This window comes from Enterobacter cloacae complex sp. 2021EL-01169, from assembly GCF_020733125.1.
In the GTDB taxonomy this organism is placed as follows: Bacteria; Pseudomonadota; Gammaproteobacteria; order Enterobacterales; family Enterobacteriaceae; genus Enterobacter; species Enterobacter roggenkampii.
Genome location: NZ_JAJFTC010000001.1, coordinates 1010419 through 1029023, shown reverse-complemented (window position 1 = coordinate 1029023; position 18605 = coordinate 1010419). Strand labels below are relative to the sequence as shown.

Genomic DNA, 18605 nt, shown 5'->3' with positions numbered 1-18605 from the left:
ATTATATGGCAGGGAAAGCAGATGATGATAATTCTAATTTAGCTTTGAGGCGTTATTTCGGTATCTTTCCCTGGGGGAAAGATACCGGGTGTGATTATTTTTCGGGGAGTTTGATGTCTTTAAACATCTCTTCAATATCTTCATTTGAGCGTAATGCCACGGCGGTATCAACCACGTCACGCGTTAAATGAGGGGCAAAGCGCTGAATAAAATCATACATATAGCTGCGCAGGAAGGTGCTGCGGCGGAACCCAATTTTTGTGGTGCTATGGCTGAAAACGTCGTGCGCATCAAGACGCACCAGGTCAGGGTCTGACACCGGATCGACCGCCATGCTGGCGATGACGCCCACGCCCAATCCAAGCCGGACATAGGTCTTAATCACGTCGGCATCGGTCGCGGTAAAGACAATGCGCGGCGTTAACCCTGCCCGGTTAAATGCCGTATCAAGCTCGGACCGGCCGGTAAAGCCAAACGTATAGGTCACCAGAGGATACTGGGCCAACTCTTCGATAGTGACCGACCCTTTACCCGCCAGGGGGTGATCGGGGGTCACCACAATAGAACGGTTCCAGTGGTAGCACGGGAGCATCACCAGATCGTCATACAGGTGAAGCGCTTCGGTGGCGATGGCAAAGTCTGCATTCCCCTTAGAGACGGCTTCAGCGATTTGCGTTGGCGAGCCCTGGTGCATATGCAACGAGACGCGAGGATAACGCTCGATAAAGCCTTTGATCACGCCGGGCAGCGCATAGCGCGCCTGAGTATGCGTCGTGGCAATATACAGCGAGCCTTTATCCGGCCAGGTATGCTCCCCCGCCACAGACTTGATCGCATCGACTTTAGAGAGGACTTCACGCGCAATGCGGATGATTTCCTGCCCTGCAGGCGTCACCTGAGTGAGATGCTTACCGCTGCGGGCGAAGATCTGAATGCCTAACTCATCCTCCAGCATACGAACTTGTTTGCTGATGCCCGGTTGCGAGGTATATAGCCCCTCGGCGGTAGAAGAGACGTTAAGGTTATGATTCACCACCTCAACGATATAACGAAGCTGCTGTAATTTCATGCCAGACCATCCGATTTAGCGCATGCGGTCATTCGCTTAAGACGATTTAATAATAAGAAACAGGTTAACTATAACCACTATATCATTTATAGCCTGACTGTATAGTACGGAACAAAAAATAATAACAAGGTAATAAAAAAGGGCCGGAAATCCGGCCCTTTTACAGGTAAGTTACGGTTAGGAAAGATTATTTCTTGCCTTCAACCCATTTGCCATCGACAAAGAAGGCTGACCATCCGGTCGCTTTACCCTCTTTCTCTGCCGCAACATACTGCTGCTTTGTTTTACGGCTAAACCGCACCACGGTTTTGTTGCCTTCCGGATCCTGCTGCGGCGCATCGGCCAGATAACGCAGTTTCTCCGGCAGACGATCGCGGAAGCGATATAGCTCTTCCACCAGCGGCGCGCGGGTTTCACGCGATTTCGGGAAGGTGTTGGCGGCCAGGAAGACACCTGCCGCGCCGTCACGCAGCACGAAGTACGCGTCGGATTTCTCACACGGCAATTCTGGCAGCGGAACCGGATCTTCCTTCGGCGGGGCCACTTCACCGTTACGCAGAATTTTGCGCGTGTTTTTACATTCGTCGTTGGTACAGGCCATGTACTTACCGAAACGCCCCATTTTCAGGTGCATTTCAGAACCACACTTCTCGCACTCCACAATCGGGCCGTCATAGCCTTTAATGCGGAACTCGCCCTCTTCAATCTCATACCCGTCACACGTTGGGTTATTACCGCACACGTGCAGCTTGCGTTTTGGATCGATCAGGTAGCTGTCCATTGCCGTGCCGCATTTTTTGCAGCGGCGCTTGGCACGCAGAGCGTTCGTTTCCGCATCATCACCTTCCAGCACGTTGAGAACTTCGTTCTCCGGCACCAGGTTGATGGTGGTTTTGCAGCGCTCTTTTGGCGACAGCGCATAGCCGGAGCAGCCCAGGAACACGCCCGTCGTGGCAGTACGGATCCCCATCTTGCGACCACAGGTTGGGCAGTCGATGCTGGTCAGCACCATCTGGTTAGGCAGCATGCCGCCCTCTTCAGGGTCTTTCTCCGCTTTTTCAAGCTGGTCGGTGAAGTCGCTGAAGAAGCTGTCGAGGACCTTTTTCCATTCCGCCTGGTGGCTGGCAACCTGGTCGAGACTGTCTTCCATTTGCGCGGTGAAATCGTAGTTCATCAGCTCGCGGAAGTTGGCTTCCAGACGATCGGTGACGATCTCACCCATTTTTTCTGCATAGAAACGACGGTTTTCAACACGGACGTAACCACGATCCTGAATCGTCGAGATAATTGACGCGTAGGTCGACGGACGGCCAATACCGCGTTTTTCCAGCTCTTTTACCAGGGAGGCTTCACTGAAGCGTGCCGGTGGCTTGGTGAAGTGCTGAGCCGGGATCAGCTCAACCAGAGACAGTTCATCACCTTTGTTCACCGCAGGCAGCGTTCGGTCTTCATCACCTTTACGCAGCGCAGGCATCACTTTTGTCCAGCCGTCGAAACGCAGAATACGACCGCGCGCCTTGAGACGGAAATCACCCGCGCCAACGGTCAGCGTGGTGGAGTCGTACTGGGCTGGGGTCATCTGGCACGCCACGAACTGACGCCAGATCAGCTGATACAGCTTCTGCGCGTCGGCCTCCATATCTTTCAGCGATTCAGCCAGCACAGAGACATCAGAAGGACGAATCGCTTCGTGCGCTTCCTGAGAATTCTCTTTACTGGCGAACTGGTTAGCGCCCTCCGGCAGGTATTTCTTACCAAAGTTGTCGCTGATGTAGCCACGCACCATGTTGACCGCGTCCTGACTCAGGTTGGTTGAGTCGGTACGCATGTAGGTGATGTAACCCGCTTCATACAACCGCTGGGCCATCATCATGGTCTTCTTCACGCCGTAACCCAGACGGGTGCTGGCCGCCTGTTGCAGGGTGGAGGTGATAAACGGCGCACCAGGCTTGCTGCTGGTCGGCTTGTCTTCACGTTCCAGCACCTGATAGCGTGCCTTTTCCAGCAGCGCCACGGCGGCCATGGTCTGGTCGCGGTTTTCCGGGCGGAAAGGCTTATCGTTCTGGTGGGTAACCTGCAGCGGCAGAGCGTCACCGCCCGGCGTGGTCACACTGGCATCGACTTCCCAGAACTCTTCCGGCACGAAGGCTTTAATTTCGCGCTCGCGCTCAACGACCAGACGCACGGCGACGGATTGCACACGACCTGCGGACAGGCCACGGGCAATCTTTTTCCACAGCAGTGGAGAAACCATGTAGCCCACAACGCGGTCCATAAAGCGACGCGCCTGCTGGGCGTTAACACGGTCGATGTTTAGCTCGCCCGGCTTCTCAAACGCCTGACGAATCGCATTCTTCGTAATTTCGTTAAACACTACGCGGCTGTAGCGTTTGTCATCACCCCCGATCACTTCCCGCAGGTGCCACGCAATGGCTTCCCCTTCGCGGTCAAGGTCGGTTGCGAGATAGATGTGGTCTGCTTTTTCAGCCAGCTGCTTCAGCTCGTTAACGACTTTTTCTTTCCCTGGAAGCACTTCATATTGTGCATCCCAGTTATGCCATGGGTTAACACCCATGCGGTTGACAAGCGCGCTACGTTCATCCTTTTTAGGCTTTTTAGCCCCTTTGGTGGAGGTAGAGTCTGCGCTCTTTTTGCTGGCTGAGCCACTGGTCGGCAAATCGCGGATATGACCAACGCTGGACTTAACCACGTAGTCATTACCCAGATACTTATTGATCGTTTTGGCTTTTGCCGGGGACTCAACGATGACGAGAGCTTTACCCATATTCACCTTTACCTAATTTAATTCTTCCAGGAATACGCCGCACGTTGATTTCCCTTCCGCTGACGACGAGCCAATGATATTGCGACTGCGTCAGGAGATATCAACCCCTTTGTCTTACCGGGCGTTAAAGAAAAGACGCCCAGGTGATTGAGTTCTCGGGTATTTTTCTCACATCTCGTGTAATTCGTGACGAATTCCCGGTTGAATGTCAAGCAATTCTGTTGCCAGAATGACGAAAGCGCACACTCTACCTGATAAAATTCGTTACGCAACTTTATTAGCATGCAAAAGCAAATCCTGCCAGCCAGGCCCCTGCACCTTATCCCCTCACATTACAGGGAAAATTTGCCCCCAAAGCGCCCTCGGCGTAGACTATTGTCACTGTTTAAGGAGTGGATTATGCAGAATACGACCCAACCTATTGACCGAGCCTCTCTGCTTATCGAAGCAAACAAGCTTATTCGTGACCATGAAGATACGCTGGCAGGCATTGAAGCCACCGGCGTTGAGCAGCGTAATGGCGTGCTGGTTTTCAGCGGCGAATACTTCCTTGATGAACAGGGCTTACCGACCCCGAAAAGCACCGCCGTGTTTAACATGTTTAAATACCTGGCACATACGCTTTCCGAGAAATATCACCTGGTCGATTAACGTAAAACGCGAGGCATAAGCCTCGCGTTTTTGTTTACAGCAGCGGTTTTTGTCCCCGCTGTAGCCAGCGGAGCAGCAGGCGGTCCGCGCTTTCTGCCGCACTGTTGGTAAAGCGGTCAAGGAGTCGCTTGCGCTGGGCAAAGCGGACGCCCACCAGTTCCCGGCCTTCCATCAGGTTGAGCAGCAGATCGTCGCTGGTTCCGACTTCATCCACCAGCCCTTTCTCCTGCGCCTGAACGCCGTACCAGTGCTCACCCGTTGCGACCTGCTCAATGTCCAGCGTCGGGCGCATACGGTGCACAAAGTCTTTAAAGAGATGATGTGTTTCGTTGAGATCCTCACGGAATTTTTGGCGCCCTTCTTCCGTGTTTTCCCCCAGCAGCGTCAGGGTACGTTTGTACTGACCCGCGGTGTGAAGCTCGATATCAATCTCTTTATTTTTCAGGAAGCGGTTAAAGTTCGGGATCTGTGCGACCACGCCGATCGAGCCAATAATCGAGAACGGTGCGGCCACAATTTTGTCCGCCACGCAGGCCATCATGTAGCCACCACTCGCCGCCACTTTATCTACGGCCACGGTCAGCGGGATCTGTTTTTCACGCAGGCGCTGCAGCTGAGAGGCCGCCAGGCCGTAGCCGTGCACCACACCCCCCGGGCTTTCAAGACGAACAACGACCTGGTCCTGCGGCGTCGCCACGGCCAGCACGGCAGTGACCTCTTCGCGCAAAGACGCGACTTCATGCGCATCCATGCTGCCTTTAAAATCGAGCACGTAAACCCGTGGCGTGACCTTATCCTGTGGCGTATTGAGCTTCGCCTTTGCCTTTGCCGCTTTGGCTTCCTGCTTATGCTTTTTCTTCTGCGCTTTGAGCCACAGCTTCTGTTGATGACTGTCAAGCAGCGCCAGAGACATCTCTTCCTGCATCTCTTTATACTGCTCGCTCAGGCGGGTGATGCGTAACGCCCCACGCTGACGCTTGCGCTGCGTCAGGTTGACAATCAGAACGGCAACCACCGCAATGGCAATCACCACCGTCGCGATTTTCGCCAAAAACAACCCATATTGAGAAAGTAATTCCACGCGTTCCACCTTGATTTAACCACGAATCTTTCACGGCAGTGTACAACACCCCTGCCCATGCGTCTCGCTCGTGACACTACCTCTGCGAGGCGCCTTCAGGAATCCCCGGTCTGGCGCTTAAATATTTGCAAATTGTTAATTTTACAGCAATGCGTCCTGTAGACTGATTGAATTATCAGGCGAATTCGGGCATAAAGCCGAAAAGTCACAAAAGCAGGCGTGTTTAAGTCACCGTGCGCCGAGGAGTCACCTTGCATTATCAACCGCAAAAAAATCTGCTGCAGAACCGCATCATTCTTGTCACTGGGGCCAGCGACGGGATTGGCCGTGAAGCGGCGCTGACCTACGCTGAGTATGGCGCGAGCGTCATCCTGACCGGCCGCAACGAAGAAAAACTTAAAGGGGTGGCGCAGGAGATTGAAGCCGCAGGTGGGATTCCTGCTCGCTGGTACACGCTCGATCTGCTCACCTGCACGCCCGCGTCATGTCAGGAGCTTGCTCACCGCATCAGCACCCATTACCCGCGCCTGGACGGCGTACTGCATAATGCCGGCTTGCTTGGCGAAGTTCGCCCGATGGATGAACAGGATCCCGAGCTCTGGCAGGAGGTCATGCATGTCAACGTCAACGGGACGTTTTTCCTGACCCAGGCACTCCTTCCTTTATTACTCAAATCGGATTCGGGTTCACTGGTGTTCACCTCCTCCAGCGTAGGCCGTGAGGGGCGCGCAAACTGGGGTGCCTATGCCGTATCAAAATTCGCAACCGAAGGCATGATGCAGGTGCTGGCAGAGGAGTACCAAAGCCGCCATCTGCGCGTAAACTGCATTAACCCGGGCGGTACGCGCACAAAAATGCGCGCCAGCGCCTTCCCGACGGAAGACCCGCAGAAGCTGAAAACGCCGGCAGACATTATGCCGCTCTATCTCTGGCTGATGGGCGACGACAGCCGCCGCAAAACCGGGATGACCTTTGACGCCCAGCCGGGCCGTAAACCAGGAATCTCGCAATGAGTGAAGAACGTCATCAGCAGCGCCAGCAGCGGCTGAAGGAACAGGTCGATGCACGCGTCGCGGCCGCTCAGGACGAGCGCGGGATCGTCATCGTCTTTACCGGCAACGGCAAAGGGAAAACCACGGCCGCATTCGGCACGGCGACACGCGCCGTCGGCCACGGGCAGAAGGTCGGCGTTATCCAGTTTATTAAAGGTGAGTGGCCTAACGGCGAGCGTAATCTGCTTGAGCCTCACGGCGTTGAGTTCCAGGTGATGGCGACCGGCTTTACGTGGGACACCCAGAACCGCGAAACCGATACCGCAGCCTGTCTGGCCGTCTGGGAGCACGCTAAAAGAATGCTGGCCGATCCTTCATTCAATATGGTTCTGCTGGATGAGATCACCTATATGGTCGCCTACGACTATTTGTCGCTGGACACCGTGCTTAATGCCCTGAAAAACCGTCCCGCCCATCAGACGGTCATCATCACGGGGCGCGGGTGTCATCGGGATATTCTGGAGCTGGCAGATACCGTCAGCGAGCTGCGTCCGGTTAAACATGCGTTTGATGCGGGCATCAAAGCGCAGATGGGTATTGATTACTAAAGAAAAAAGCCCGGTGTCTTCACCGGGCTTTTACATTAACCGTTGTTATTACGGCTGCCAGAGCGGCGGTTGCTGCTCACCTGGCTGTGACGCTTCACCGCACGGCGAATCTGGTTCGCCTTCATGCGGCGACGATCTTTCTCCACCGCCACTTTAGAGGTGGTTTCCGGCGTCAGGCCGACCAGCTCGCGCAGGTAGTTGGTCTGGGTCAGATCCAGTTCGGTATATCCCCCACGCGGCAGGCCTTTTGGCAGCAGGATGTCGCCGTAACGGACACGGATCAGGCGGCTAACCTGCACGCCTACCGCTTCCCAGAGACGACGCACCTCGCGGTTGCGGCCTTCGGTCAGGGTCACGTTGTACCACTGGTTGATGCCTTCCCCACCGGTAAATTTGATGGTTTTGAACGCCGCAGGACCGTCTTCCAGCTGAACGCCACGCGACAGGTCGCGCAGTTTATTCTCGTCAACCTGGCCGAACACGCGCACGGCGTACTCACGTTCCACTTCACGGCTTGGGTGCATCAGACGGTTTGCCAGTTCACCATCGGTGGTAAACAGCAGCAGACCGCAGGTATTCACGTCCAGACGACCAACGGCAATCCAGCGAGCGCCACGCAGTTTAGGCAGACGGTCAAACACCGTCGGGCGACCTTCCGGGTCATTGCGGGTACACAGCTCGCCTTCCGGCTTATAGTAAGCCAGCACGCGGCAGATCTGCTCAGCGGACTCTTTCACGGAGATAAGATGACCGTCGATGCGGATCTTCAGCCCCGGTACGATTTCTACGCGGTCACCCAGCGTGGCGATTTTACCGTCCACACTCACGCGGCCCGCTTCAATAATGGCTTCGATTTCACGGCGTGAACCGTGGCCGGCACGCGCCAGCACTTTCTGTAACTTCTCGCTCATTGAGCTTCCTCAGGTGTCGCCTTCACAGGCGTCGAATCAGGTCAAAAGAGGGCCGAGCCCTGCTTTGATGGCCGCGTAGTATATCTGCTTATACCATTACAAGAAAGGCTTTACATCGCCCACGCCTTCACGAATCACTTCCGGTGCATCTTCGGTTAAGTCGACCACGGTGGTCGGCTGCTGGCCGAGATAACCGCCGTGAATAATCAGCTCGACCACCTTCTCCAGACGATCTTTGATCTCTTCCGGATCGGACTCGGTAAACTCGCTGCCGGGCAGCATCAGCGAGGTAGACAGCATCGGTTCACCGAGGGTTTCCAGCAGCGCCTGCGCAATCGGGTTCGACGGCACGCGCATGCCGATAGTCTTACGCTTTTCCTGCAGCAGACGGCGCGGCACCTCTTTCGTTCCTTTCAGGATGAAGGTGTAGTTGCCCGGCGTGTTGTTCTTAATCAGGCGAAACGCTACGTTATCGACATAAGCATAGGTCGACAGCTCAGAGAGATCGCGGCACATCAGGGTAAAGTTATGGCCGTCCGGCAACTGGCGAATGCGGCAAATGCGTTCCATCGCCCCTTTATCTTCGATTTTGCAGCCCAGCGCGTAGCCGGAATCGGTCGGGTAGACAATCACGCCGCCTTTGCGGACGATCTCCACGGCCTGGTTAATCAGGCGTGGCTGCGGGTTATCCGGATGGATATAGAAAAACTGACTCATACTTCCCTCTCTTCAAATTGCTGCGGCTGTTCCCAGAGCTGCCAGACCGGCTCAACGCCAGCGGGCAGCCAGAGCTTGCGCCCCAGTTCGATCCAGGCGCAGGGCTGATGGAAATCAGAACCCTGTGAGCCAAGCAGGCCGTACTGTCGGGCATAGGTCGCGAGCTGCGCGCGCTCGTTGGGCGCCTGCTGACACTGGGCGACTTCCATCGCCTCTCCACCGTTTTCGGCAAAGTGCGCCAGCAGCCTTTTCAGCCATTTAGCAGAAAGATTATACCGCCCCGGATGGGCCAGCACGGCCTTACCGCCAGAATGATGAATCACATCAATAGCTTGTTTTATTGTACACCACTGTGGCGGAACGTATCCGGTTTTCCCGCGCGCCAGATACTTTTTAAAGACATCCGCCATCGTCGTGGCTTTACCCGCCTCTACCAGAAAACGGGCGAAATGACCGCGCGTAACCGCCCCGCCGTTCGCCAGCTTTTGCGCACCTTCCAGCGCGCCAGGAATATGTGCCTTTTCCAGACGCTCGCCGATCATCTCTGCGCGCTGGTTGCGGCGCGTTTTTTGTTCTTGCAAAAACTCAATAAGTGCCGGATGGTCTATATCGATGTTCAGGCCAACGATATGAATCTCATGGTTTTCCCAGACGGTCGAAATCTCGACGCCGGGCACCAGATTGAGTGCCAGCCCGCAGCGGGCAATCTCGGCGCGCGCTGCCGGAATGGCATCCGTCGTATCGTGATCGGTTATCGCCAGCGTGCCGATGCGCATTTCAACGGCACGATGAACCAGGGCTTCGGGTGTCAGCAGGCCATCAGAGGCCTGAGTATGGCTGTGTAAATCATAAATAATCGCGTAGGTGGTATCGCTCAAAGCACTTCCCATAACAGGTTGAAGACATCCGAAACCGCCATGATACCGACTTAACGTGAAATTCTGAAATCAAGGGTTGACAACACGCCATTGAACTAGTTAACTAGTACGCAAGTTCACACGAGAAAGGTATCTGAAAATGACAGCACATTTCACTCTGCACGGTTGGTGGCGTACTTCCTGATCTTCGGGCAGTGTCACGCGTCTGCGAAATGCAAACAGATACCCGCCCGCTACTCAGCGGGCTTTTTTTTGAACAGAATAAATGAGAACACCAACATGCAAACAGCCAAACCCCATCTCGAATTGCTGACCTGCGAGGCGGCCTATCGCCACAACCCGACCGCGCTGTTTCATCAGGTGTGCGGGGCTCGCCCGGCAACGCTGCTGCTGGAATCTGCGGACATCGACAGCAAGGACGATCTGAAAAGCCTTCTGCTGGTCGACAGCGCGTTGCGCATTACCGCCTTAGGTGACACTGTCACTATTAAGGCTTTGTCAGACAATGGCGCATCGCTGCTGCCGCTGCTGGATGCCGCCCTGCCTTCAGGCATCGAAAACGAGCGTCATCCGGAAATGCGCATTCTGCATTTCCCGCCGGTTAGCCAACTGTTAGATGAAGACGCGCGCCTCTGTTCCCTGTCCGTCTTTGATGCCTTCCGCCTGCTGCAAAACCTGGTCACCGTTCCGCACGATGAGCGTGAAGCGATGTTCTTTGGCGGGCTGTTTGCTTACGACCTGGTCGCGGGATTTGAAGATTTGCCGGAAACCGAGCAGGGCAATCGCTGCCCGGACTATTGCTTCTATCTGGCCGAAACCCTGCTGGTGATCGACCATCAGAAACAATACACCCGCATTCAGGCCAGCCTGTTCACGCCTTCTGGCGCTGAGAAAACCCGTCTGGAGCACCGCATTGCCCAACTGCAGCAGCAAATGACGGAAGCGCCGCCTGCGCTACCGGTGCAGCGCGTGGAAAAAATGACCTGCGATGTGAACCAGACCGACGATCAGTACGGTGCCGTGGTTCGCCAGATGCAAAAGGCGATTCGCGCCGGGGAAATTTTCCAGGTTGTACCGTCCCGCCGCTTCTCTCTGCCCTGCCCGTCCCCGCTGGCTGCTTACGATGTGCTGAAAAAGAGCAACCCAAGCCCGTACATGTTCTTTATGCAGGACAACGACTTCACGCTGTTCGGCGCCTCGCCGGAAAGCTCGCTGAAATATGACGCCACCAGCCGCCAGATTGAGATCTACCCGATCGCCGGAACCCGTCCGCGCGGACGTCGCGCAGACGGCTCGCTGGATCGCGATCTCGACAGCCGCATCGAGCTGGAAATGCGCACCGACCATAAAGAGCTCTCCGAGCACCTGATGCTGGTTGACCTGGCGCGTAACGATCTGGCCCGTATTTGCACCCCAGGCAGCCGCTACGTGGCGGACCTGACTAAAGTCGACCGCTATTCATTCGTGATGCACCTGGTCTCCCGCGTGGTGGGCGAGCTGCGCCACGACCTCGACGTGCTGCACGCCTACCGCGCCTGCATGAACATGGGCACCCTGAGCGGTGCGCCGAAAGTGCGCGCCATGCAGCTGATTGCCGCCGCCGAAGGACGCCGTCGCGGCAGCTACGGCGGCGCGGTGGGCTATTTTACGGCCCACGGTGACCTCGATACCTGCATCGTGATCCGCTCCGCCTATGTCGAAGACGGTATTGCCACCGTCCAGGCGGGTGCCGGGATTGTTCTTGATTCTGTTCCGCAGTCTGAAGCTGACGAAACGCGCAGCAAAGCGCGTGCGGTCCTTCGCGCCATTGCTACCGCACACCATGCACAGGAGATTTTCTGATGGCTGACATTCTGCTGCTCGATAATATCGACTCCTTTACCTATAACCTGGCAGATCAGCTGCGTGCGAATGGCCATAACGTCGTTATCTATCGCAACCACGTCCCGGCGCAGACCCTGATTGACCGTCTGGCAACCATGCAAAACCCGGTGCTGATGCTCTCCCCCGGGCCAGGCGCACCGAGCGAAGCGGGCTGTATGCCAGAGCTGCTGACCCGCATGCGCGGCAAGCTGCCGATTATCGGTATCTGTCTCGGCCATCAGGCGATTGTGGAAGCCTACGGCGGCTACGTCGGCCAGGCGGGTGAGATCCTGCACGGTAAAGCGTCCAGCATTGAACATGACGGCCAGGCGATGTTTGCCGGGCTGCCGAATCCGCTTCCGGTCGCGCGCTACCACTCGCTGGTCGGCAGCAACATTCCCGCCGGGCTGACCATCAACGCCTCGTTTGAAGGGATGGTGATGGCGGTACGTCACGACGCGGATCGCGTCTGCGGGATGCAGTTCCATCCGGAATCCATCCTGACCTCCCACGGTGCCCGCCTGCTGGAGCAGACCCTCGACTGGGCGTTACAGAAGCTGGAGCAGACCAACACCCTGCAGCCGATTCTGGAAAAACTGTATCAGGCGCAAACCCTGAGCCAGCAGGAGAGCCACCAGCTCTTCTCCGCCGTGGTTCGCGGTGAGCTAAAGCCGGAACAGCTCGCAGCCGCGCTGGTGAGCATGAAGGTCCGCGGTGAAAGCCCGCAGGAGATCGCCGGTGCCGCCACGGCCCTGCTGGAAAATGCCGCCCCGTTCCCGCGCCCGGACTATCCGTTTGCCGATATCGTCGGCACCGGGGGAGACGGCAGCAACAGTATCAATATTTCAACCGCCAGCGCCTTTGTGGCGGCGGCGTGTGGTTTAAAAGTGGCTAAGCACGGTAACCGCAGCGTTTCCAGCCGGTCAGGCTCGTCTGATTTGCTCGCGGCATTCGGCATTAATCTCGATATGAACGCCGAACGTTCCCGTGAAGCGCTGGATGACCTGGGCGTCTGCTTCCTGTTTGCGCCGAAGTATCACACCGGTTTCCGCCACGCAATGCCGGTTCGTCAGCAGCTGAAAACCCGCACGCTGTTTAACGTGCTCGGCCCGCTGATCAACCCGGCCCATCCGCCGCTGGCGCTGATCGGTGTCTACAGCCCGGAACTGGTCCTGCCGATTGCCGAGACGCTGCGCGTGCTGGGTTACCAGCGTGCCGCCGTGGTGCACAGCGGCGGAATGGATGAAGTGTCTCTGCATGCCCCGACGCTGGTAGCCGAACTGCACGACGGTGAAATCCTGAGCTACCAGCTCGAAGCCGCTGACTTTGGTTTAACTCCGTATCACCAGGAAGCGCTGGCAGGCGGTACCCCGGAAGAAAACCGTGACATTCTGACGCGCTTATTACAAGGTAAGGGAGAGGTCGCCCATGAGGCCGCCGTTGCCGCCAACGTCGCCATGCTGATGCGTTTGCACGGTGAGGAAGACCTTAAGGCCAACGTTCAAAAAGTTCTGGATGTACTGCGCTCCGGTGCAGCTTACGATCGCGTTACCGCACTTGCGGCAAGAGGGTAAAGAATGCAGACCGTTTTAGCGAAAATCGTTGCCGATAAGGCCATCTGGGTGGAAGCCCGCAAGCAACAGCAGCCGCTTGCCAGTTTCCAGAATGACGTCGTCCCGAGCAGCCGTCGTTTCTATGACGCCCTGCAGGGTGCGCGCACCGCGTTTATTCTTGAGTGCAAAAAAGCGTCCCCGTCCAAAGGCGTTATCCGTGACGATTTCGACCCGGCGCGCATTGCCGGTATTTATAAGCATCATGCCTCAGCCATCTCCGTGCTGACGGATGAGAAATATTTTCAGGGCAGCTTCGATTTTCTGCCGATCGTCAGCGGCATCGCGCCGCAGCCGATCCTGTGCAAAGACTTTATCATTGACCCATATCAGATCTGGCTGGCGCGCTTTTACCAGGCTGACGCCTGCCTGCTGATGCTCTCGGTGCTTGACGACGAGCAGTACCGTCAGCTCTCTGCCGTCGCGCACAGCCTGAAGATGGGCGTGCTGACCGAAGTGAGTAATGAAGAGGAGCTGGAGCGCGCGATTGCGCTGGAAGCCAAAGTGGTCGGCATTAACAACCGCGATCTGCGTGACCTGTCCATTGACCTGAACCGCACGCGCCAGCTGGCGCCGCGTCTGGGCTCTGGCGTCACGGTGATCAGCGAATCCGGCATTAACAGCTACGCCCAGGTGCGCGAGCTGAGCCACTTCGCCAACGGTTTCCTGATTGGCTCCGCCATGATGGAACATGACGATCTCAATGCGGCAGTACGTCGCGTGCTGCTGGGTGAGAACAAAGTCTGCGGTTTAACCCGCGAACAGGACGCCCAGGCCGCATATGAAGCCGGAGCGATTTATGGCGGGCTGATTTTTGTGGATTCCTCTCCTCGCGCGGTCAGTGAAGAGCAGGCGCGTAAGGTCATCGCCGCGGCTCCACTCAGCTATGTTGGCGTGTTCCGCAATGCGGATATCGCCGAGGTGGTTGAAAAAGCCGACGCGTTATCCCTGAGCGCGGTGCAGCTTCACGGCGATGAAGATCAGGCCTATATCGATGCCCTGCGCGCCACGCTGGCGCCGCAGGTACAGATCTGGAAAGCGCAACGCGTTGACGATACGTTGCCCCCGCGTAACCTGAACCACGTGGATAAATACGTTCTCGATAACGGTCAGGGCGGAACTGGCCAGCGTTTTGACTGGTCCCTGCTGAACGGCGAAAAGCTGGACAACGTTCTGCTGGCGGGCGGATTAAGCCCGGATAACTGTGTAGAAGCCGCGAAAACCGGCTGCGCAGGCCTCGATTTCAATTCAGGCGTAGAGTCCCAGCCGGGTAGTAAAGATGCCAGCAAACTGGCCTCGGTTTTTAAAACTCTGCGTGCATATTAAGGAAGAGAAGATGACGACATTACTTAACCCGTATTTTGGTGAGTTCGGCGGGATGTACGTCCCGCAAATCCTGATGCCCGCGCTGCGCCAGCTGGAAGAAGCGTTTGTGAGCGCGCAGAAGGATCCGGCATTTCAGGCGGAATTTACCGACCTGCTGAAAAACTATGCAGGCCGCCCAACGGCCCTGACCAAATGCCGCAATCTGACGGAAGGCACGAAAACTACGCTGTATCTTAAGCGTGAAGACCTGCTGCACGGCGGCGCGCACAAGACTAACCAGGTGCTGGGCCAGGCGCTGCTTGCGAAGCGTATGGGCAAAACCGAAATTATCGCCGAAACCGGCGCAGGCCAGCACGGCGTGGCCTCGGCGCTCGCCAGCGCCCTGCTCGGCCTGAAATGCCGCATCTATATGGGGGCGAAAGACGTTGAGCGTCAGTCTCCGAACGTCTTCCGTATGCGTCTGATGGGTGCGGAAGTGATCCCGGTGCACAGCGGATCCGCGACGCTGAAGGATGCCTGTAACGAAGCGCTGCGCGACTGGTCTGGCAGCTACGAAACCGCGCACTATATGCTCGGTACCGCGGCGGGCCCGCACCCGTTCCCGACCATCGTGCGTGAATTCCAGCGCATGATCGGGGAAGAGACCAAAGCGCAGATCCTCGAAAAAGAGGGTCGTCTGCCGGATGCGGTCATCGCCTGCGTCGGCGGCGGGTCAAACGCCATCGGTATGTTCGCAGACTTTATCGACGACACCCGCGTGGGTCTGATTGGCGTCGAGCCTGCGGGTCACGGCATTGAATCGGGTGAACACGGCGCGCCGCTGAAGCATGGCCGCGTGGGGATCTACTTCGGCATGAAATCCCCGATGATGCAGACCGATGAAGGCCAGATTGAAGAGTCTTACTCTATCTCCGCTGGCCTCGACTTCCCGTCCGTCGGGCCGCAGCACGCCTATCTGAACAGCACCGGTCGTGCGGACTATGTCTCCATTACCGATGACGAAGCGCTGGAAGCGTTCAAAACGCTGTGCCGCAGCGAAGGGATCATCCCGGCGCTGGAATCTTCGCACGCTCTGGCCCATGCGCTGAAAATGATGAAAGACAATCCGGAAAAAGAGCAGCTGCTGGTGGTCAACCTTTCCGGACGCGGTGACAAAGATATCTTCACCGTTCACGATATTCTGAAAGCACGAGGGGAAATCTGATGGAACGCTACGATAACGTATTTGCAGAACTGAAATCCCGCCAGGAAGGCGCGTTCGTTCCCTTCGTCACCCTGGGCGATCCGGGCCCTGAACAGTCGCTGAAGATCATCGACACCCTGATTGAATCCGGTGCCGATGCGCTGGAGCTGGGGATCCCGTTCTCTGACCCGCTGGCGGATGGCCCGACTATCCAGAATGCGACGCTGCGCGCGTTTGCTTCGGGCGTGACGCCAACCCAGTGCTTCGAAATGCTGGCAGCGATCCGTCAGAAGCATCCCACTATCCCGATTGGCCTGCTGATGTACGCCAACCTCGTGTTCAACCGCGGTATCGATGAATTTTACGCCGAGTGCGCACGCGTGGGCGTCGACTCTGTTCTGGTCGCCGACGTGCCGGTCGAGGAGTCCGCGCCGTTCCGCCAGGCGGCGATGCGTCACAACGTCGCCCCGATTTTCATCTGCCCGCCGAACGCCGATGACACACTGCTGCGCCAGATAGCCTCTTACGGGCGCGGTTACACCTACCTGCTCTCCCGCGCAGGCGTGACCGGTGCCGAGAATAAAGCGGCCCTGCCGCTGCATCATCTGGTGGAAAAGCTGGCCGAGTACCATGCCGCGCCGCCGCTACAGGGCTTTGGGATCTCTTCTCCGGATCAGGTCACCGCGGCGATTGACGCGAAGGCTGCAGGTGCCATTTCCGGCTCTGCGATTGTGAAGATCATTGAGAAGAACGTGGACAAGCCCGAGCAGATGCTGGCCGAGCTGAAGGCGTTTGTGACCGCCATGAAGGCGGCGACGCGTAAAGTCTGACCCCTCCACCGTCTGGCATCCCTGCCAGACGGTTAGCCTTTATTCCCCGTCTTCAACAAAGAATGACATCAAAATTGATCCTATCGATATTTTCGGTGTGAATGGCTTTTCAAACTGTCATGTAAGCGTATGATCTGGACTCTTTTTTATCTTTAATCCTTCTGAGTTCAGAGGCTTATTCATGTCATGGCAATCCTTCAAACAGGCTTACCTGGTTAAGTTCTGGTCACCCGTTCCGGCCGTTATCGCGGCAGGCATTCTCTCTACTTATTATTTTGGCATTACCGGCACCTTCTGGGCCGTGACCGGCGAGTTCACCCGCTGGGGTGGTCAATTGCTGCAACTCGCTGGCGTGCATGCCGAAGAGTGGGGTTACTTTAAACTCATTCATCTGGACGGCACCCCGCTTACCCGCATCGACGGGATGATGATTATCGGCATGTTCGGCGGCTGTTTCGCGGCCGCGCTGTGGGCAAATAACGTTAAGTTGCGTATGCCCAAAAGCCGGATCCGCATTTTGCAGGCGGTTGTCGGCGGCATGATTGCCGGTTTCGGCGCGCGTCTGGCGATGGGGTGTAACCTTGCCGCCTTCTTTACCGGGATCCCGCAGTTTTCGCTTCACGCCTGGTTCTTTGCCGTCGCCACGGCCATCGGCTCTTACTTTGGCGCAAAATTCACCCTACTGCCGCTGTTTCGTATTCCAGTGAAAATGACAAAAGTCAGCGCAGCGTCTCCGTTAACCCAGAAGCCCTCTCAGGCCCGCCGCCGTTTCCGCCTCGGAATGCTGGTCTTTTTCGCCATGGTGGCATGGGCGCTCTGCACCGCCCTGAACCAGCCTAAGCTCGGTCTGGCGATGCTGTTCGGTGTGGGTTTTGGTCTGCTCATTGAACGCGCGCAGATCTGCTTCACCTCCGCGTTTCGCGATATGTGGATCACCGGGCGCACGATGATGGCGAAGGCGATTATCGCCGGGATGGGGGTCAGCGCCATCGGCATCTTCAGCTATGTCCAACTGGGCGTCGAACCGAAAATCATGTGGGCCGGTCCTAACGCGGTCATTGGCGGCCTGCTGTTCGGCTTCGGGATCGTGCTGGCTGGCGGGTGTGAAACCGGCTGGATGTATCGCGCCGTCGAAGGCCAGGTGCACTACTGGTGGGTGGGTCTGGGTAATGTGATTGGCTCGACGATCCTGGCGTACTGCTGGGATGACGTGTCTCCCGTCCTGGCCACCCGCTGGGACAAGGTCAACCTGCTGAATACCTTCGGGCCTCTCGGCGGCCTGCTCGTCACCTACGCCCTGCTGTTGGTCGCTTTTTTACTGGTCGTCGCACAGGAGAGACGTTTCTTCCGCCGTGCGGGCGTTAAAACAGAAACGCAGGAGAATGCAGCATGAAAGAGATCGTGCCTGATTATCGTCTGGATATGGTTGGCGAGCCCTGTCCATATCCGGCGGTGGCTACGCTTGAAGCGCTGCCGCAGCTTAAGAAAGGTGAAATTCTGGAGGTGGTCAGCGACTGCCCGCAGTCCATCAACAACATACCGCTGGATGCGAAAAACCACGGTTATACGGTGCTGGATATCCAGCAGGATGGCCCGACCATTCGCTATCTGATTCAAAAATGATCGCTAAGGGCCTCGTCAGGGGCCTTTATCGTATTGAATTATAAGAGATCTTGATCCACGGCAAAAAGGTTATTTATGACTTAAGTAAAATCTCATTTCCCTTTTGAAGGAGGTTTTCGCGGTTTGATGTATTTACGAGCTTTACTGGTCTTCGCCTTATTGATTCCCTTCCACGCGCTGTCCCTGAATTTCTCTTCTACTTTCCTGCGTCTTAATTGTCCGCAAAGAGGACTTGTCGAGGTTATTCTGCACGTTTATGACCACACTCAGGAACGGTGGCGCGGCCATTTTGAAACCGGTGCGGGGCATAAACGTGTGGGTGATACCGAAATGATCCCGTTTGCCAACGGCGATATTCTCTTCCATTCCGTATCCAGCGACGCTTTCAGCTATTTATATGATGGGGAAACGATCCTGAGGCACTGCGTAAAGCTCGATGAGCGGCCGGTTTATCCGTCGTTTTGACGTGAGCAAAGCA

Annotated in this window: 18 protein-coding genes and 1 other annotated feature; of the genes, 12 read left to right on the top strand and 6 right to left on the bottom strand. The window is 56.5% G+C overall.

Annotated features, from left to right (window positions below):
* Positions 1-94 precede the first annotated feature (94 nt).
* On the bottom strand, positions 95-1069 hold the full coding sequence (gene cysB, locus LLF79_RS04820) for an HTH-type transcriptional regulator CysB (protein ID WP_008502814.1): 975 nt from the start codon (positions 1067-1069) through the stop codon (positions 95-97).
* 187 nt (positions 1070-1256) lie between these two features.
* The gene (gene topA / locus LLF79_RS04815; RefSeq protein WP_227879155.1) at positions 1257-3854 is read right to left on the bottom strand and encodes a type I DNA topoisomerase; all 2598 of its coding nucleotides are present in this window, start codon (positions 3852-3854) and stop codon (positions 1257-1259) included.
* A 399-nt stretch (positions 3855-4253) separates the two neighbouring features.
* Here topA and LLF79_RS04810 point away from each other — a divergent pair, with 399 nt between their 5' ends.
* On the top strand, positions 4254-4505 hold the full coding sequence (locus tag LLF79_RS04810) for a YciN family protein (RefSeq protein ID WP_003856804.1): 252 nt from the start codon (positions 4254-4256) through the stop codon (positions 4503-4505).
* Positions 4506-4539: 34 nt separating this feature from the next.
* Here LLF79_RS04810 and sohB read toward each other — a convergent pair whose 3' ends face one another.
* Positions 4540-5586: a protease SohB gene (sohB, locus tag LLF79_RS04805; RefSeq protein ID WP_227879154.1), complete on the bottom strand. Its 1047-nt coding sequence runs from the start codon at positions 5584-5586 to the stop codon at positions 4540-4542.
* Between the two features lie 251 nt (positions 5587-5837).
* Between sohB and LLF79_RS04800 the strand changes: the two genes are divergently transcribed.
* The gene (locus tag LLF79_RS04800; protein WP_227879153.1) at positions 5838-6599 is read left to right on the top strand and encodes a YciK family oxidoreductase; all 762 of its coding nucleotides are present in this window, start codon (positions 5838-5840) and stop codon (positions 6597-6599) included.
* Positions 6596-7186 (top strand): cob(I)yrinic acid a,c-diamide adenosyltransferase, encoded by a 591-nt coding sequence (gene cobO, locus LLF79_RS04795; protein ID WP_227879152.1) that lies wholly within the window; start codon positions 6596-6598, stop codon positions 7184-7186. The genes LLF79_RS04800 and cobO overlap by 4 nt, the downstream gene beginning before the upstream one ends.
* Positions 7187-7221: 35 nt before the next feature.
* Here cobO and rluB read toward each other — a convergent pair whose 3' ends face one another.
* From rluB to rnm, 3 genes are all read right to left on the bottom strand, one after another.
* Positions 7222-8097 carry a 23S rRNA pseudouridine(2605) synthase RluB gene (rluB, locus tag LLF79_RS04790; protein WP_008502809.1) on the bottom strand — a complete coding sequence of 292 codons (876 nt, stop codon included), beginning with the start codon at positions 8095-8097 and terminating at the stop codon, positions 7222-7224.
* A gap of 96 nt (positions 8098-8193) precedes the next feature.
* Positions 8194-8814, bottom strand: a complete 621-nt coding sequence (locus tag LLF79_RS04785) for an L-threonylcarbamoyladenylate synthase (protein ID WP_003856793.1) — start codon at positions 8812-8814, stop codon at positions 8194-8196.
* Positions 8811-9692, bottom strand: a complete 882-nt coding sequence (gene rnm, locus LLF79_RS04780; RefSeq protein WP_058653313.1) for an RNase AM — start codon at positions 9690-9692, stop codon at positions 8811-8813. Before rnm ends, LLF79_RS04785 begins: the two co-directional genes overlap by 4 nt.
* Positions 9693-9831: 139 nt before the next feature.
* Between rnm and trpL the strand changes: the two genes are divergently transcribed.
* The 9 genes from trpL to LLF79_RS04735 all read left to right on the top strand — a co-directional run bounded on the left by trpL (position 9832) and on the right by LLF79_RS04735 (position 18592).
* Positions 9832-9876: a trp operon leader peptide gene (gene trpL, locus LLF79_RS27030; RefSeq protein ID WP_106993556.1), complete on the top strand. Its 45-nt coding sequence runs from the start codon at positions 9832-9834 to the stop codon at positions 9874-9876.
* Positions 9853-9946 (top strand) — a sequence feature (Trp leader region). (Overlaps the previous gene by 24 nt.)
* Before the next feature lie 25 nt (positions 9947-9971).
* Complete coding sequence (locus LLF79_RS04770; RefSeq protein WP_008502807.1) at positions 9972-11534, top strand: anthranilate synthase component 1; 1563 nt, start codon at positions 9972-9974, stop codon at positions 11532-11534.
* Positions 11534-13129, top strand: coding sequence for a bifunctional anthranilate synthase glutamate amidotransferase component TrpG/anthranilate phosphoribosyltransferase TrpD (gene trpD, locus LLF79_RS04765; protein ID WP_069719055.1), 1596 nt, complete (start codon positions 11534-11536; stop codon positions 13127-13129). The genes LLF79_RS04770 and trpD overlap by 1 nt, the downstream gene beginning before the upstream one ends.
* Positions 13130-13132: 3 nt before the next feature.
* The gene (gene trpCF, locus LLF79_RS04760; RefSeq protein WP_008502805.1) at positions 13133-14491 is read left to right on the top strand and encodes a bifunctional indole-3-glycerol-phosphate synthase TrpC/phosphoribosylanthranilate isomerase TrpF; all 1359 of its coding nucleotides are present in this window, start codon (positions 13133-13135) and stop codon (positions 14489-14491) included.
* Positions 14492-14501: 10 nt separating this feature from the next.
* The gene (gene trpB / locus LLF79_RS04755; RefSeq protein ID WP_008502804.1) at positions 14502-15695 is read left to right on the top strand and encodes a tryptophan synthase subunit beta; all 1194 of its coding nucleotides are present in this window, start codon (positions 14502-14504) and stop codon (positions 15693-15695) included.
* Positions 15695-16504 (top strand): tryptophan synthase subunit alpha, encoded by an 810-nt coding sequence (gene trpA, locus LLF79_RS04750; RefSeq protein ID WP_045352391.1) that lies wholly within the window; start codon positions 15695-15697, stop codon positions 16502-16504. The genes trpB and trpA overlap by 1 nt, the downstream gene beginning before the upstream one ends.
* 181 nt (positions 16505-16685) lie before the next feature.
* The gene (yedE, locus tag LLF79_RS04745) at positions 16686-17897 is read left to right on the top strand and encodes a selenium metabolism membrane protein YedE/FdhT (RefSeq protein WP_045352389.1); all 1212 of its coding nucleotides are present in this window, start codon (positions 16686-16688) and stop codon (positions 17895-17897) included.
* Positions 17894-18127, top strand: coding sequence for a sulfurtransferase-like selenium metabolism protein YedF (gene yedF, locus LLF79_RS04740; protein ID WP_003856774.1), 234 nt, complete (start codon positions 17894-17896; stop codon positions 18125-18127). The genes yedE and yedF overlap by 4 nt, the downstream gene beginning before the upstream one ends.
* A 126-nt stretch (positions 18128-18253) precedes the next feature.
* Positions 18254-18592: a hypothetical protein gene (locus LLF79_RS04735; protein WP_227879151.1), complete on the top strand. Its 339-nt coding sequence runs from the start codon at positions 18254-18256 to the stop codon at positions 18590-18592.
* Positions 18593-18605: the final 13 nt, after the last annotated feature.